Raw genomic sequence first — 15,958 nt, 5'->3', positions numbered from 1 at the left:
GAGTGGGGTGTTTTGAAGTCTTCGCCAATTCGGACGACCGCAGGGCTTTTGCTCGTAGCGCTGGCGGTAATTTGGGTGTTGCCCGCGCAGGCAGCGCAACTGGTTCGAGTGGGCGCCGCGCACTTTCCGCCTTACACCATCCGCCCGGAAAGCGGTGCCGACACCGGTCTGCTGCCGGAATTGGTCGAAGCGCTGAATGCGTTGCAGACGGAGTACCAGTTTGTCCTGGTACCGACCTCGATTCCCCGGCGCTTCGGCGACCTGAAGGAGGGTCGCACCGACATGGCGATTTTCGAAAACCCGGAGTGGGGCTGGAAGGACATTCCACACACCACGGTCGATATGGGGCTGGAAGATGCCGAGATTTTCGTCGCGCAACGCAAAGAAGCTCGCCAGGAGAACTATTTCGCCGATCTGAAGGGCAAGCGTCTGGCACTGTACAGCGGTTATCACTATGAGTTCGCCAACTTCAACGCCGATCCCAAATACCTGGCTGATACGTTCAATGCCTCGCTGACCTATTCCCACGACAGCAACCTGCTGATGGTCCTGCGCGGGCGTGCCGACATTGCCTTGGTGACGCGCTCATACCTGTTCGATTATCTGAAGCGCAACGAAAAGGTCAAAGATGAGCTGCTGGTGTCGCAGCGCATCGATCAGATCTACCACCATTACGCGATACTGCGCCCGAGCGCACCGATCACCGGCGAGTCGTTCAGCAAGTTGCTGCAGGGTTTGCGCGACAACGGCCAGATGCTGAAAATCTTCGAACCGTACAAGATTGCCGTAGTGCCGGTGCCGCACCCCTGAGCGATTTTCACCCCGGCAGCTAAATTTCTCCCCTCGGCTCACGTCCCATCGTTAACTGTCGACGATTATCGTGAGCCCGACCCATGTCCAATCTGAATGACCTGACTGCCCTGGCCTTGCCTTCGGGCAGCCAATTGGTAGCCGATGCAACCGAAAGCCGTCTGTGCCTGAGCCTGGATGGGCAACCGCTGATTCGCCTGCGCCTGGATCGCCTGGCCAAAGGCCCGATCCAGCTCGACGAGCGTTATGCGCTTCCTGTGGGCCAGGCGCTGTGGGCGGCTTGTTACTGGCTGTTCGCCCGTGATCCGGACTGCCGACAATTGATCTGGCAACTCGATCAGCCACCCACCGAAGCGTTGCTCAGCGGCCTGCTGGTGAACACCGACGTGGCTGGCGAGTACCGCTGCGAACGCACCCTGTTCTGGCAGTTGCCACAACCCTGGCTGGGCACCTCGCTGACGGGCAGCTACCCGCAACAAATGGTGATCAGCCAGGGCAAGCGCCATCCGCTGCGTCCGGTCAAGCCGCGCGGTGAAGTCTATCGACGCTTCGATGCACGCCTCGGGGCGTGGATTTCCCTGCGCACTTTGGAGATTGAGCAGGATCTGGCGCGATTCAATCGCTGGCAGAACAGTCCGCGAGTCGCCAGTTTCTGGCAGGAGGAGGGCAGTCTTGAGCAGCATCGCGAATACCTCAGCAAGCTCGACGCCGATCCGCACACGTTGACGTTGATCGGCTGTTTCGACGATCAACCGTTTGCTTATTTCGAGGCCTACTGGGCCAAGGAAGACCGTATCGCGCCGTTCTATGATGTCGACAATTACGACCGTGGCATTCACATGCTGGTGGGGGAAGAGAATCACCGTGGCCCGCACAAGGTCGCGAGCTGGTTGTCGGCGCTGGTGCACTATCTGTTTCTGGATGATCCGCGTACCCAGCGCGTGGTCGCCGAACCGCGTGCCGACAACGCGAAGATGATCGGCCACATGCAGAACCAGTGCTTCCACTGTGAGAAGGAATTCGACTTTCCGCACAAGCGCGCGGCGTTGATGATTCTGGGGCGTGAGCGGTTTTTTGATCGGTGCAATCTGGCGTAAAAGCAAAAGATCGCAGCCTTCGGCAGCTCCTACATGAAAGATATTCCTCTGTAGGAGCTGCCGAAGGCTGCGATCTTTTTACTGAGATGAACCGGGCTTAGCGCCGACCCATCGAGGCCGCATCCCCACGACTGCCCGAGACCTTGCGGCAGTGCACCAGCGCATCACGAATCATGAAGTTGACCAGGGTCGGCGAAACGCCGAGTTCCTTGGCGATGTCCTTTTGCGGCACCCCGTGCAGACGGTACATCTCGAAGGCGTAGCGGGTGCGGCTGGGCAGTTCGGTCAGTGCGTCGGCGATGTGTTCCAGCGTCGAGAAATTGATGTGCGAGGTTTCCGGCGATGCGCCCTGAATGACCACGTTCAACCCTTCCTCTTCGGGGCCCGAGTACTTCTGCTCCAGCGCCTGTTTGCGGTAGTGATCGATGGCGAGGTTGCGCACGATCTGGAACAGGTAACTCAATTGCGCCTTGATCGACGACGTGATCGGCGGGGCCGACTGCAAGCGGAAGAACGCATCCTGCACCACGTCTTCGGCGCGCGAACGGCAGCCGGTAATGCGCGCTGCGATCTTCACCAGAATCAGTCGATTGTCGACGAAGGCCTGAAGTAGCGGTGAATCGCACCTGCTTGTGGATACTTGTTCCGTCATGGAAATCACCTTGCTGCCAATAGGTTAGTGGGACGCCGGGGGACGAGGCCGTCCTACACATCGAGCGACAAATTATGTTGAATGATAATGATTGTTAATTGAGAAAGAGAACTAATGCTCCGTAAAGGTGCGAATCGAGAACTGCGACACACCGCCACACCCCAGCCCCCGTTGGCGATCCAGCCTGCCGACTAATTATTTCAAGACGTCATCCGTTCTCATTGGTGAATGGTTCCGGGTACCGAGCCCCGGCCAGACAGCATTCCGATGCCTTGCGCGGTCGGCACAGACCGCGCCCTGCACGCCCTCGACCGGCGTGACGCAGCAACCCGATTCCACTTAGCAAGCCGAATTCAGGCAGGAAACCTCATGACCGACGCGTTCGAACTCCCCAGCACTCTGGTCCAAGCCCTCCAGCGCCGTGCAGCACAGACGCCGGATCGCCTGGCCCTGCGCTTTCTCGCCGAAACCGAGGAGCAGGGCGTGGTGCTCAGTTACCGCGAACTGGATCAACGCGCGCGTACCATTGCTGCCGCGTTGCAAGCCCAGGCTGAGTTCGGTGATCGCGCGGTGCTGCTGTTTCCCAGCGGCGCGGATTACGTCGCGGCGTTTTTCGGTTGCCTGTACGCCGGGGTGATCGCGGTGCCGGCCTATCCGCCGGAATCCGCCCGTCGGCATCACCAGGAGCGCCTGCTGTCTATCATTGCCGACGCCGAACCGCGTCTGCTGCTGACCAGCGCCGACCTGCGCGATGCCTTGCAGCAAATCGATGGCGCGCCGCCGTTGCTGTGCGTCGATACCCTCGACAACTCCCTGGCCGAGCGCTGGGTCGAACCGACTTTGCCGCAAGACCACATCGCCTTCCTGCAATACACCTCCGGCTCCACCGCGCTGCCCAAAGGCGTGCAGGTCAGCCACGGTAATCTGGTGGCCAACGAGCTGCTGATTCGCCACGGTTTTGGCATCGATATGAACCCTGACGATGTGATCGTCAGCTGGCTGCCGCTGTACCACGACATGGGGCTGATCGGCGGATTGCTGCAGCCGATTTTCAGCGGTGTGCCGTGCATCTTGATGTCGCCGGCGTACTTCCTCGGTCGCCCGTTGCGCTGGCTTGACGCGATCAGCCAATACGGCGGCACCATCAGCGGCGGGCCGGATTTCGCCTATCGTTTGTGCAGCGAGCGGGTCAGCGAATCGGCGTTGGAGCGCCTCGACCTGAGTCGCTGGCGCGTGGCCTATTCCGGCTCCGAACCGATCCGTCTCGACACCCTTGAGCGCTTCGCCGAGAAGTTCACTCCGTGCGGCTTCAGCGAAGACAGCTTCATGGCCTCCTATGGTCTGGCCGAGGCGACCCTGTTCGTCGCCGGCACACCACGGGGCACCGGCATTCCTGCTCTTCGTGTCGATGATCAGGCACTGGCGCAAAATCGCGCTGAACCGGGCAACGGCAGCCCGATCATGAGTTGCGGCATCAGCCAGCCGGCCCATGCGGTGCTGATCGTCGAGCCGAGCAGTCTGCAAGAACTCAATGACAATGCGGTCGGCGAAGTCTGGGCCGCCGGCCCGAGCATCGCTCACGGCTACTGGCGCAACCCCGAGGCCAGCGCCAAGACCTTCGTTCAGCACGCCGGCCGCACCTGGCTGCGCACTGGCGACCTGGGCTTTATCCGCGAGGGTGAACTGTTCATCACCGGTCGCCTGAAAGACATGCTGATCGTGCGTGGCCATAACCTGTATCCGCAGGACATCGAAAAGACTGTCGAGAACGAAGTGGAAGTGGTGCGCAAAGGTCGCGTCGCGGCATTTGCGGTCACTCAGGACGGTGAAGAAGGTATTGGCATCGCCGCAGAAATCAGCCGCAGCGTGCAAAAAATCCTGCCGCCCGAAGCACTGATCAAAGCCATTCGCCAAGCGGTGGCCGAGGCCTATCAACAAGCGCCAAGCGTGGTGGTGCTGCTCAACCCGGGCGCGCTGCCGAAGACGTCCAGCGGCAAGCTGCAACGCTCGGCGTGCCGCAATCGTCTGGCCGACGGCAGCCTCGACAGCTACGCGGTGTTCCCGTCCGCCGAGGTGCAAAGTAGCGAATCGACCCTGGCAGCTTCGGAGCTGGAAACGCTGATCGGCAAGATCTGGGCCGAGCATCTGAGCGTCAAACAAGTCAACGCCGACGATCATTTCTTCCTGCTCGGCGGCAACTCGATTGCGGCAACTCAGGTGATCGCCAAGGTGCGCGAAGAACTGGGCCTGGAGCTGAACCTGCGCCTGTTGTTCGAAGCACCGACCCTGTCGGCATTCGCCGCTGCCGTGGCGCAGCAGCAACAGGACGGCGGTAACGCCCAAGGTGCAATCAACGCCTTGTCGCGCAGCGAAGCACTGCCGCAATCGCTGGCACAAAACCGTTTGTGGATCACCTGGCAACTCGACCCGCACAGCAGCGCCTACAACATCCCCGGCGCCCTGCGTCTGCGTGGCGAACTGGACGAGGATGCGCTGCGCGCCAGCTTCCAGCACCTGATCGAACGCCACGAATCGCTGCGCACGCGTTTCTTCGAACGCGACGGTGTGGCGCTGCAACAAGTCGACGCCGCGCCTGAATTCAACCTGCAACTGATCGACATCAGCGACCTGCCGGCGCACGAGCGTGAAGCCCGCGCGCAACAGATCCGCGAGGACGAGGCGCGCACTCAATTCGATCTGGAAAAAGGCCCGCTGCTGTGGGTGACGCTGGTGCGTCTCGACGACGAAGATCATCAGCTTCTGGTGACGCTGCATCACATCATCGCCGACGGCTGGTCGCTGAACGTGCTGATCGACGAATTCTCGCGCCTGTACGCTGCGGCATCCCAAGGCCAGCGCGCCGAACTCGCGCCGCTGCCCACCCAATACGCCGACTACGGCAGTTGGCAGCGCCAATGGCTGACGCAAGGCGAGGGCGAGCGACAACTGGCGTACTGGAAAGCCCGACTGGGCGACGAGCATCCGGTGCTGGAACTGGCCACCGATCATCCGCGTTCAGCCAGACAATTGCACAGCGCCGCGCGCCACAGCGTGCGCCTCGGCGTCAGCCTCAGCGACGCGATCAAGCAGACTGCGCAGGCGCATCAATCGACACCGTTCATGCTGTTGCTCTCGGCGTTCCAGAGCCTGCTGCACCGCTACAGCGGTCAGCGCGATATCCGCATCGGCATCCCCAACGCCAACCGTCCGCGCCTGGAAACCCAGGGCTTGATCGGCTTCTTCATCAACACTCAGGTGCTGCGTGCCGAGGTTGATTCGCGGCTGTCGTTTGTCGAGTTGCTGGCGCAGACCCGCGAGGCTGCACTGGGGGCTCAGGTCCATCAGGATCTGCCGTTCGAGCAACTGCTCGAAGCGTTCCCGCAGGCCCGTGAACAGGGTCTGTTCCAGGTCATGTTCAACCACCAGCAACGCGACTTGAGTGCGCTCAAGCGCCTGCCGGGCCTGCTCGCCGAAGAACTGCCGTGGCACAGCCGCGAAGCCAAGTTCGACCTGCAACTGCACAGCGAAGAAGATCGCAACGGGCGCTTCACCCTGTCCTTCGACTACGCCGATGAACTGTTCGACGCGGCGACCATCGAGCGTCTGTCCGAGCACTTCAGCAATCTGCTGCGCGCCGTTTGCGAGCAACCGCAACAGGCGATTGGCGACCTGCGATTGCTCACTCCATGCGAGCACGAACAGCAACAAGCGTGGAGCATCGCGCCCTGCACCCCGGCGCAACAATGGCTGCCGGAACTGCTCAACGAACAGGCGCGGCAGACCCCGGAACGCACCGCGCTGGTGTGGGACGGCGGCAGTCTCGATTTTGCCGAATTGCACGCCCAGGCTAATCGCCTAGCGCACTATCTGCGCGATAAAGGCGTCGGCCCAGATGTGTGCGTGGCAATTGCAGCCGAGCGTTCGCCACAACTGTTGATCGGCCTGCTGGCGATCATCAAGGCCGGTGGCGCTTATGTGCCGCTGGACCCGGATTACCCGGCCGATCGTCTGGCCTACATGCTCAGCGACAGCGGTGTCGAGCTGCTGCTGACTCAGACTGCATTGCTCGACCGTCTGCCAGCCAGTGACGGCGTCAGCGTCATCGCCATGGACGCGTTGCACCTGGAAAACTGGCCGAGTCAGGCACCGGGTCTGCACCTGCACGGCGACAACCTCGCCTATGTGATTTACACCTCCGGCTCCACTGGTCAACCGAAGGGCGTCGGCAACACCCACGCTGCATTGGCCGAACGGCTGCAATGGATGCAGAACAGCTATCGCCTGAACGACAGCGACGTGTTGATGCAAAAGGCGCCGATCAGTTTCGACGTGTCGGTGTGGGAGTGCTTCTGGCCGCTGATCACTGGCGCGCGTCTGTTGATCGCCGGCCCCGGTGAACACCGCGATCCGCATCGCATCGCGCAGTTGGTTCAGCAGTACGGCGTGACTACGCTGCACTTCGTGCCGCCGCTGCTCGCGCTGTTCATCGACGAGCCGCTGAGCGCCGAATGCACCAGCCTGCGCCGGCTGTTCTGCGGCGGTGAAGCGCTGCCGGCGGAACTGCGCAACCGCGTGCTGGCGCAGCTGCCGGCGGTGCAACTGCACAACCGTTACGGCCCGACCGAAACCGCGATCAACGTCACCCACTGGCACTGCACCATGGCCGACGGCGAGCGTTCGCCGATTGGCCGGCCGCTTGGCAATGTGATCTGCCGCGTGCTCGACACCGATCTCAATCCCGTACCGGCCGGTGTGCCGGGTGAACTGTGCATCAGCGGCATCGGTCTGGCCCGGGGTTACCTCGGTCGCCCGGCGCTGACTGCGGAGCGTTTCGTGGTCGATCCACTGGGCGAGCAGGGCGCACGTCTGTACCGCACCGGCGACCGTGCCCGTTGGACCTCGGACGGCGTGATCGAATACCTCGGGCGTCTCGATCAGCAGGTCAAACTGCGTGGCTTCCGCGTTGAACCGGAAGAAATCGAAGCGCGCCTGCTGGCCCAGGACGGCGTCGCTCAAGCCGTGGTACTGGTGCGGGAAACCGCAGCGGGCGCGCAGCTGATCGGCTACTTCACCGCTGTCGATGCGAGCGAAGATCAGCACGTGCAGATCGCCCGCCTGAAAACCGCACTGGCCGGCGAACTGCCGGAATACATGGTCCCGGCGCAACTGATGCGTCTGGACGCAATGCCCCTGAGCCCAAGCGGCAAGCTCGACCGTCGCGCCTTGCCCGAGCCGCAGTGGCAAGTGCGTGAGCACGTCGAACCGGCCACCGAGCTGGAACAACAGATCGCCGCGATCTGGCGTGAAGTGCTGGGTCTGCCACGGATCGGTCTGCGTGACGACTTCTTCGCCCTCGGCGGGCACTCGTTGCTGGCCACGCAAATCATCTCCCGCAGCCGTCAGGCCTGTGACGTCGAGTTGCCGTTGCGTGCCTTGTTCGAGCACAGCGAACTCGGCGATTTCGCCGAACAGATCCGCCTGATCCAGGCCAGCGGCCAGACCAACCAACAGCCGCCGATTGCCAAAGTCGATCGCCGCCAAGCCGTACCGCTGTCCTATTCGCAGCAACGCATGTGGTTCCTCTGGCAGATGGAACCGGACAGCCCGGCGTACAACGTCGGCGGCATGGCGCGCCTGCGCGGCGTGTTGCACGTCGAGCATTTCGAGGCAGCCTTGCAGGCGTTGATCCTGCGCCACGAAACCCTGCGCACCACATTCCCGAGCGTCGATGGCGTGGCCCGTCAGCAGGTGCATGCCGAGACCGGCGTGCGCATGGGCTGGAAAGATTTCTCGAAACTGCCGGCGGACCAGCGCGAGCAGAGGGTCCAGCAACTGGCCGACGAAGAAGCGCATCTGCCGTTCGATCTGGAAAGCGGCCCGCTGCTGCGCGCCTGTCTGGTGAAGACCGCCGAGCACGAGCATTACTTCGTGCTGACCCTGCACCACATCGTCACCGAAGGCTGGGCGATGGATATTTTTGCCCGCGAACTCAGCGCGCTGTACGAAGCCTTTGTTGATGACCGCGACTCGCCGCTCGAAGCGTTGCCGGTGCAGTACCTCGACTACAGCGTCTGGCAACGGCAGTGGCTGGAGTCCGGTGAACGTCAGCGCCAGCTCGACTACTGGACTGCGCAACTGGGTCGCGAACATCCGCTGCTGGAGCTGCCCGGCGACCGTCCGCGGCCACCGGTGCAAAGCCACCAGGGTGAGCTGTTCCGTTTCGACCTCAGTGATGATCTCGCCGCCCGCGTGCGTGCGTTCAATGCGCAAAACGGTCTGACCCTGTTCATGACCATGACCGCCGCGCTCGCCACCTTGCTCTACCGCTACAGCGGCCAGACCGACCTGCGCATCGGCGCACCGGTGGCCAACCGGATCCGTCCGGAAAGCGAAGGGCTGATCGGCGCATTCCTCAACACTCAGGTGCTGCGTTGCCAGCTCGACGGCCAGATGTCGGTCGGCGAACTGTTCGAGCAAGTGCGCCACACCGTTATCGAAGGCCAGTCGCATCAGGACCTGCCGTTCGATCATCTGGTCGAAGCATTGCAACCGCCGCGCAGCGCTGCGTACAACCCGCTGTTCCAGGTGATGTGCAACGTGCAGCGCTGGGAATTCCAGCAGAGCCGCATGCTCGCCGGGATGACCGTCGAGTACCTGGCCAACGATGCGCGAGCGACCAAGTTCGACCTCAACCTGGAAGTCACCGACCTCGACCATCGCCTCGGTTGCTGCCTGACCTACAGCACCGATCTGTTCGACGAGCCGACCATTGCGCGCATGGCCAAGCATTGGCGCAACCTGCTGGAAGCGCTGATCGCCGATCCGCAACAGCGTCTGAGCCATTTGCCACTGCTCGACCCGACTGAGCAACAGCAGTTGCTCGACAGCCTCGGCGTTGAACCGGGCGAACGTCGTCTCGACCAGTGCATCCATCATCTGTTCGCCGAGCAGGCGCTGGTGCGCAAAGATGCCCCGGCCCTGACTTTCGCCGGACAGACTTTGAGCTACGCCGAACTCGATGCCCGCGCCAATCGCCTGGCCTGGGCCCTGCGTGAGCGTGGGGTCGGCCCGCAAGTGCGGGTTGGTCTGGCGCTGGAGCGCTCGCTGGAAATGGTCGTCGGCCTGCTGGCGATCCTCAAGGCCGGCGGCGCTTATGTGCCGCTGGACCCGGAATATCCGCTCGATCGCCTGCACTACATGATCGAAGACAGCCGCATCGGTCTGCTGCTCAGTGACCGCGCGATGTTCAACGCCCTCGGCGATTTGCCGTCGAGCGTGGCGCGCTGGTGCCTGGAAGATGACAGCGCGGCGCTGGTGGATTACCCGGTCAGCGAGTTGCCTTTTATCAGCCTGCCGCAGCATCAGGCCTATCTGATTTACACCTCGGGCTCGACCGGCAAGCCGAAAGGCGTGGTGGTGTCCCACGGCGAAATCGCCATGCATTGCCAGGCGGTGATCGAGCGTTTCGGCATGCGTGCGGACGACTGCGAACTGCACTTCTATTCGATCAACTTCGACGCCGCCACCGAGCGTCTGCTGGTGCCGCTGCTCAGCGGCGCGCACGTGGTGCTGCGGGCGCAAGGGCAGTGGGACGCGGAAGAGATCTGCAACTTGATCCGCACCCATCGGATCAATGTGCTCGGCTTCACCCCGAGCTACGGCAGCCAGTTGGCGCAGTTCCTCGCCACGCAAAACCAGGTTCTGTCGGTGCGGATGATCATCACCGGCGGCGAGGCGCTGACCGGCGAACATCTGCAACGGATTCGCGCCGCGTTCAAACCGAGCCTATTCTTCAACGCCTATGGCCCGACTGAAACCGTGGTCATGCCGCTCGCCAGTCTCGCCCCGGAAGTGCTGGAAGAAGGCGCCGGCAGCGTGCCGATCGGCAGCGTGATCGGTGACCGCGTGGCGTACATTCTCGATGCCGATCTGGCGTTGGTCCCGCAAGGCGCGACCGGTGAATTGTTCGTCGGCGGTGCCGGTCTTGCGCAGGGCTATCACGACCGTCCGGGCATCAGCGCCGAGCGTTTTGTCGCTGACCCGTTTGCCGCCGATGGCGGACGCATGTACCGCACCGGCGATCTGGTACGCCAGCGTGCCGATGGTCTGGTGGAATACCTGGGACGGATCGACCATCAGGTGAAGATTCGCGGTTTCCGTATCGAGTTGGGCGAAATCGAAACCCGTCTGCTCGATCACCACTCGATCCGCGAAGCGGTGGTGCTGGCGCTGGATGCGCCGAGCGGCAAGCAACTGGTGGGCTACCTGGTCAGCGAAGTTGCCGAGCAAGGCGAAGCGCAACAGGCCGAACTGCGTGAAGCACTGAAGTCACACCTCAAGGCGCAACTGCCGGATTACATGGTGCCAACGCATCTGATCCTGCTGGCGAGCATGCCGCTGACCGCCAACGGCAAACTCGACCGCCGCGCCTTGCCGGCGCCGGATCCTGAGTTGAACCGTCAGCACTATGTCGCCCCGAGCAATGAGCTGGAGCAGACCCTGGCGCAGATCTGGTGCGAGGTGCTCAACGTCGAGCAGGTCGGGCTCAACGATAACTTCTTCGAACTCGGCGGCGACTCGATTCTGTCGATTCAGGTGGTCAGTCGTGCGCGACAGCAGGGCATTCATTTCAGTCCACGGGATCTGTTCCAGCATCAGACGGTGCAGACCCTGGCCGCTGTCGCCAGCCGTAGCGAGCAAGTCACTGCCGAGCAGGGACTGGTGCTCGGTGAGTCGGCCATGACGCCGATTCAACACTGGTTCTTCGACACTGATATTCCTGAGCGTCAGCACTGGAACCAGACGCTGCTGCTGGAGCCGACAGTGGCGCTGGAACCGCATCGTCTTGAGCAGGCGCTACTGGCGGTGATCGAGCAGCACGACGCCTTGCGTCTGCGCTTCACCGAGGCCAACGATCAGTGGCACGCCACTCATCAACCGGTCTCCGATGCCGCCGTTTTGTGGCAAGTGCGTGTAACGGCGATGGACAAGTGCGCAGCGCTGTTCGCCGATGCCCAGCGCAGTCTCGATCTGCAGAACGGCCCGCTGCTGCGCGCCTTGCTGGTCGATGGTCCCGAAGGTCAGCAACGGCTGTTCATTGCGATTCATCACCTGGTGGTCGACGGTGTGTCGTGGCGCGTTTTGCTCGACGATCTGCAAACCGTGTATCGCCAGCTCGAAGCCGAAAAGTCGGTAAAACTGCCGGCGAAAACCAGTGCCTTCAAGGACTGGGCGGCACGTTTGCAGGCCTACGCCGGCAGCGAATCACTGCGTGAAGAACTGAACTGGTGGCAAACCCAACTGGCCGGATCGAACGCCGATCTGCCGTGCGAAAACCCGCAGGGCGGACAACATAATCGTCACGCGCAAACCGTCAGCGTGCGCCTGGATGCCGAGCTTACTCAACAACTGCTGCAACAGGCGCCGCGCGCCTACCGCACGCAGGTCAATGACCTGTTGTTGACGGCGCTGGCCCGCGTCTTGTGCCGCTGGAGCGGTCAGCCGTCGGCGTTGATTCAACTGGAGGGCCACGGCCGCGAAACGCTGTTCGACGAGATCGACCTGACTCGCACCGTCGGTTGGTTCACCAGCGCCTATCCATTACGCCTGACCCCGCACAACATCGAAGAGGCCGCCGGGCAGGGCGCTTCGATCAAGGCGATCAAGGAACAACTGCGCGCGGTGCCGCACAAAGGCCTCGGCTATGGCGTGCTGCGCTATCTGGCCGATGACCTCAGCCAGCGCAGCATGGCGGCGTTGCCGAATGCTCCGGTGACCTTCAACTACCTCGGCCAGTTCGACCAGAGTTTCGCCAGCGATGCGCTGTTCCGTCCGTTGGACGAGCCGGCCGGTGCGGCCCACGATCCGCAGGCGCCGTTGCCCAACGAATTGAGCATCGACAGTCAGGTGTACGGCGGCGAACTACTGCTGCGCTGGACTTTCAGTGCCGAGCGCTACGAGGCGCAAACCATCAACGATCTGGCCGACGCCTACCTCGGTGAGCTGCAAAGCCTGATCGAACATTGCCTGCAAGACCAGGCCGGTGGCCTGACGCCGTCGGACTTCCCGCTGGCGAAGCTGACCCAGGCGCAACTCGATGCGCTGCCGGTGCCGGCGGCGCAGATCGAAGACGTCTACCCGCTGACGCCGATGCAGGAAGGCATGTTGCTGCACACCTTGCTCGAACCGGGCACCGGTCTGTACTACATGCAGGATCGCTACCGGATCAACAGCGAGCTCGATCCCGAGCGTTTCGCCCAGGCCTGGCAAGCGGTGGTCGCCCGTCATGAAGCGCTGCGTGCGTCGTTCTGCTGGAACGTCGGCGAGGACATGCTGCAAGTGATCCACACCCCGGGTCGTACGCCGATCGAGTACCTGGACTGGAGCGCCATCGCCGAGGACGAGCAAGAACCAAAGCTGCAAGCGCTGCTGAAAAGCGAGCGTGAGGCCGGGTTCGATCTGCTCAATCAGGCACCGTTCCACCTGCGCCTGATCAAGGTCGGCGCGGCGCGTTACTGGTTCATGATGAGCAACCACCACATCCTGATCGATGCCTGGTGCCGTTCGCTGCTGATGAACGATTTCTTCGAGATCTACACCGCCCTCGGTGAAGGTCGCGAAGCACAGTTGCCGCTGCCGCCGCGTTACCGCGACTACATTGGCTGGCTGCAACGCCAGAGCCTGGCCGAGGCACGTCAGTGGTGGCAGCAGAACCTGCAAGGTTTCGAACGCACCACGCCGATCCCGAGCGACCGACCGTTCCTGCGCGAACACGCCGGCGAAAGCGGTGGCATGATCGTCGGTGACCGCTACACCCGTCTCAACGTTGAAGATGGCGTCCGGCTGCGCGAGCTGGCCCAGGCTCATCAACTGACCATCAACACCTTCGCTCAAGCGGCATGGGCCTTGGTGCTGCGCCGCCTGAGCGGTGATCGCGACGTGCTGTTCGGCGTCACCGTGGCCGGGCGCCCGGTGGAAATGCCGGAAATGCAGCGCACCGTCGGCCTGTTCATCAACAGCATCGCGCTGCGGGTGAAAATGCCTGAGGACGATCAGCGCAGCAGCGTGCGGCAGTGGTTGAGCGGGCTGCTCGACAGCAACATGCAACTGCGAGAGTACGAATACCTGCCGCTGGTAAACATCCAGGAGCAGAGCGAATTGCCGAAAGGCCAGCCGCTGTTCGACAGCCTGTTCGTGTTCGAGAACGCGCCAGTGGAAGTCTCGGTGCTGGACCGTGCGCAGAGCCTCAACGCGACTTCTGACTCCGGTCGAACCCACACCAACTTCCCGCTGACGGCGGTGTGCTACCCGGGCGATGACCTCGGTCTGCATCTGTCGTATGACCAGCGTTACTTCGACGAATCGACCATCGAGCGCATGCTCGGCGAGTTCAAACGCCTGCTGCTGGCGCTGGTCGATGGTTTCCATGGCGACATGGCCGACCTGCCGCTATTGGGTGCCGAGGAACAGGACTTCCTGCTGCACGGCTGCAACCAGAGCGCGCACGATTATCCGCTGGAGCACAGCTACGTGGCACTGTTCGAAGCGCAGGTCGCGCAACATCCGCAACGCATTGCCGCCAGTTGCCTCGATCAGCAACTGAGCTATGCCGAGCTGAACCAGAACGCCAACCGCCTCGGCCATGCACTGGTCGCGGCCGGGGTGCAGATGGATCAACCGGTGGCGCTGCTGGGCGAGCGTAATCTCGATCTGCTGGGGATGATCATCGGCAGCTTCAAGGCCGGTGCCGGTTACCTGCCGCTGGATCCGGGCCTGCCGAGCCAGCGTCTGCAGCGGATCATCGAGCTGAGCCGCACGCCAGTGCTGGTGTGCAGCGAAGCCTGCCGCCAACAGGCGCAGACTTTGCTCGATGAGTTCAGCTGCGCCAACCGTCCACGGCTGTTGGTCTGGGAAGAAGTGCAGGCGCTGGCGACATCGCTGCAGAACCCGGGAATCTACAGTGCCCCGGACAACCTGGCCTACGTGATCTACACCTCGGGGTCGACCGGTCTGCCGAAAGGCGTGATGGTCGAGCAGCGCGGCATGCTCAACAACCAGTTGAGCAAGGTGCCGTACCTGAAACTGACGGACGCCGATGTGGTCGCGCAGACCGCTTCGCAAAGCTTCGATATTTCGGTCTGGCAGTTCCTCGCCGCGCCGCTGTTCGGTGCGCGGGTGGACATTGTGCCGAACACTATCGCTCACGATCCGCAGGGGTTGCTGATGCATGTGCAGGCGCAGGGCATTACCGTGCTGGAGAGCGTGCCGTCGTTGATTCAGGGCATGCTCGCCTCGGAACGCCTGAGCCTCGACGGTCTGCGCTGGATGCTGCCGACCGGTGAAGCGATGCCGCCGGAACTCGCGCACCAATGGCTGCTGCGTTATCCGCAGATCGGTCTGGTCAACGCTTACGGCCCGGCGGAATGCTCCGATGACGTGGCGTTCTTCCGTGTGGACATGGCTTCGACTCGCGGCAGCTATTTGCCGATCGGTACGCCGACCGACAACAACTTGCTGTATCTGGTCGATGGCGCGCTGGAACTGGTGCCGCTGGGCGCGGTGGGTGAGTTGTGCGTGGCCGGGACCGGTGTCGGTCGCGGTTACGTCAGCGATCCGCTGCGCACCGCGCCGGTATTTGTGCCGAACCCGTTCGGCGCGCCGGGCGAGCGTCTGTATCGCACCGGTGACCTCGCGCGGCGGCGCAGTGACGGGGTACTGGAGTACGTCGGCCGGGTTGACCATCAGGTGAAGATTCGCGGTTTCCGGATTGAACTGGGTGAAATCGAAGCGCGTCTGCACGAACAGCCGGAAGTCCGCGATGCGGCGGTCGGCGTGCAGGAAGGCGTGAATGGCAAGCACTTGGTCGGTTATCTGGTCGCGGCGGATTCGGCGCTCAACCCAAGCGAACGCCTGGAGCGAATCAAGCAGCGCCTGCGCAGCGAACTGCCGGAATACATGGTGCCGCTGCACTGGTTGTGGCTCGATCAGCTGCCGCACAACGCCAACGGCAAGCTCGACCGCAAGGCCTTGCCGGCGCTGGAGATCGGTCAGTTGCAGAGCGATGATTACCTGGCCCCGCGCAACGAGCTGGAGCAGACCCTGGCCGACATCTGGGCCGAGGTGCTCAAGGTCGACAAGGTCGGTGTGCGCGACAACTTCTTCGAGTTGGGCGGGCATTCGTTGCTGGCTACGCAGATCGCCTCGCGGGTGCAGAAAACCCTGCAGCGCGATGTGCCGCTGCGGGCGATGTTCGAGTGCAGCACGGTGCAGGAACTGGCCGAGTACATCGAAGGCCTGGCGGCCAGTGACATGACCGAAGACAAGGTGGATCGCTTGAATGATCTGATGGCGGAGCTTGAAGGCTTGTAATCTTCGGCGTCTGTTGCGGCCTCATCGCTGG

4 protein-coding genes are annotated in these 15,958 nt (G+C 62.6%); 3 read left to right on the top strand and 1 reads right to left on the bottom strand.

All coding sequences use genetic code 11. The features are described from left to right. Positions 1–12 precede the first annotated feature (12 nt). Together JN524_RS04190 and JN524_RS04185 are read left to right on the top strand one after the other, a co-directional pair. The gene (locus JN524_RS04190; RefSeq protein WP_202368611.1) at positions 13–810 is read left to right on the top strand and encodes a substrate-binding periplasmic protein; all 798 of its coding nucleotides are present in this window, start codon (positions 13–15) and stop codon (positions 808–810) included. An 83-nt stretch (positions 811–893) separates the two neighbouring features. Next, entirely contained in the window at positions 894–1,907 is a 1,014-nt protein-coding gene (locus JN524_RS04185) for a GNAT family N-acetyltransferase (protein WP_202368610.1), read from the top strand. A 97-nt stretch (positions 1,908–2,004) separates the two neighbouring features. On the opposite strand, the gene JN524_RS04180 is transcribed toward JN524_RS04185, so the two are convergent. Next, entirely contained in the window at positions 2,005–2,559 is a 555-nt protein-coding gene (locus tag JN524_RS04180) for an RNA polymerase factor sigma-70 (protein WP_027613402.1), read from the bottom strand. A 369-nt stretch (positions 2,560–2,928) separates the two neighbouring features. Between JN524_RS04180 and JN524_RS04175 the strand changes: the two genes are divergently transcribed. Then, on the top strand, positions 2,929–15,927 hold the full coding sequence (locus tag JN524_RS04175) for a non-ribosomal peptide synthetase (protein ID WP_202368609.1): 12,999 nt from the start codon (positions 2,929–2,931) through the stop codon (positions 15,925–15,927). Positions 15,928–15,958: the final 31 nt, after the last annotated feature.

This window comes from Pseudomonas sp. MWU318 (genome assembly GCF_016756945.1).
Lineage (GTDB): Bacteria > Pseudomonadota > Gammaproteobacteria > Pseudomonadales > Pseudomonadaceae > Aquipseudomonas > Aquipseudomonas putida_A.
The sequence above is the reverse complement of the archived record's forward strand: the minus strand, read 5'-3'. Positions and strand labels throughout refer to the sequence as shown.

Coding starts and splice junctions, on each gene's coding strand:
- JN524_RS04185 (WP_202368610.1), top strand. CDS start 894: ATGTCCAATCTGAATGACCTGACTGCCCTGGCCTTGCCTTCGGGCAGC.
- JN524_RS04180 (WP_027613402.1), bottom strand. CDS start 2,559: ATGACGGAACAAGTATCCACAAGCAGGTGCGATTCACCGCTACTTCAG.
- JN524_RS04175 (WP_202368609.1), top strand. CDS start 2,929: ATGACCGACGCGTTCGAACTCCCCAGCACTCTGGTCCAAGCCCTCCAG.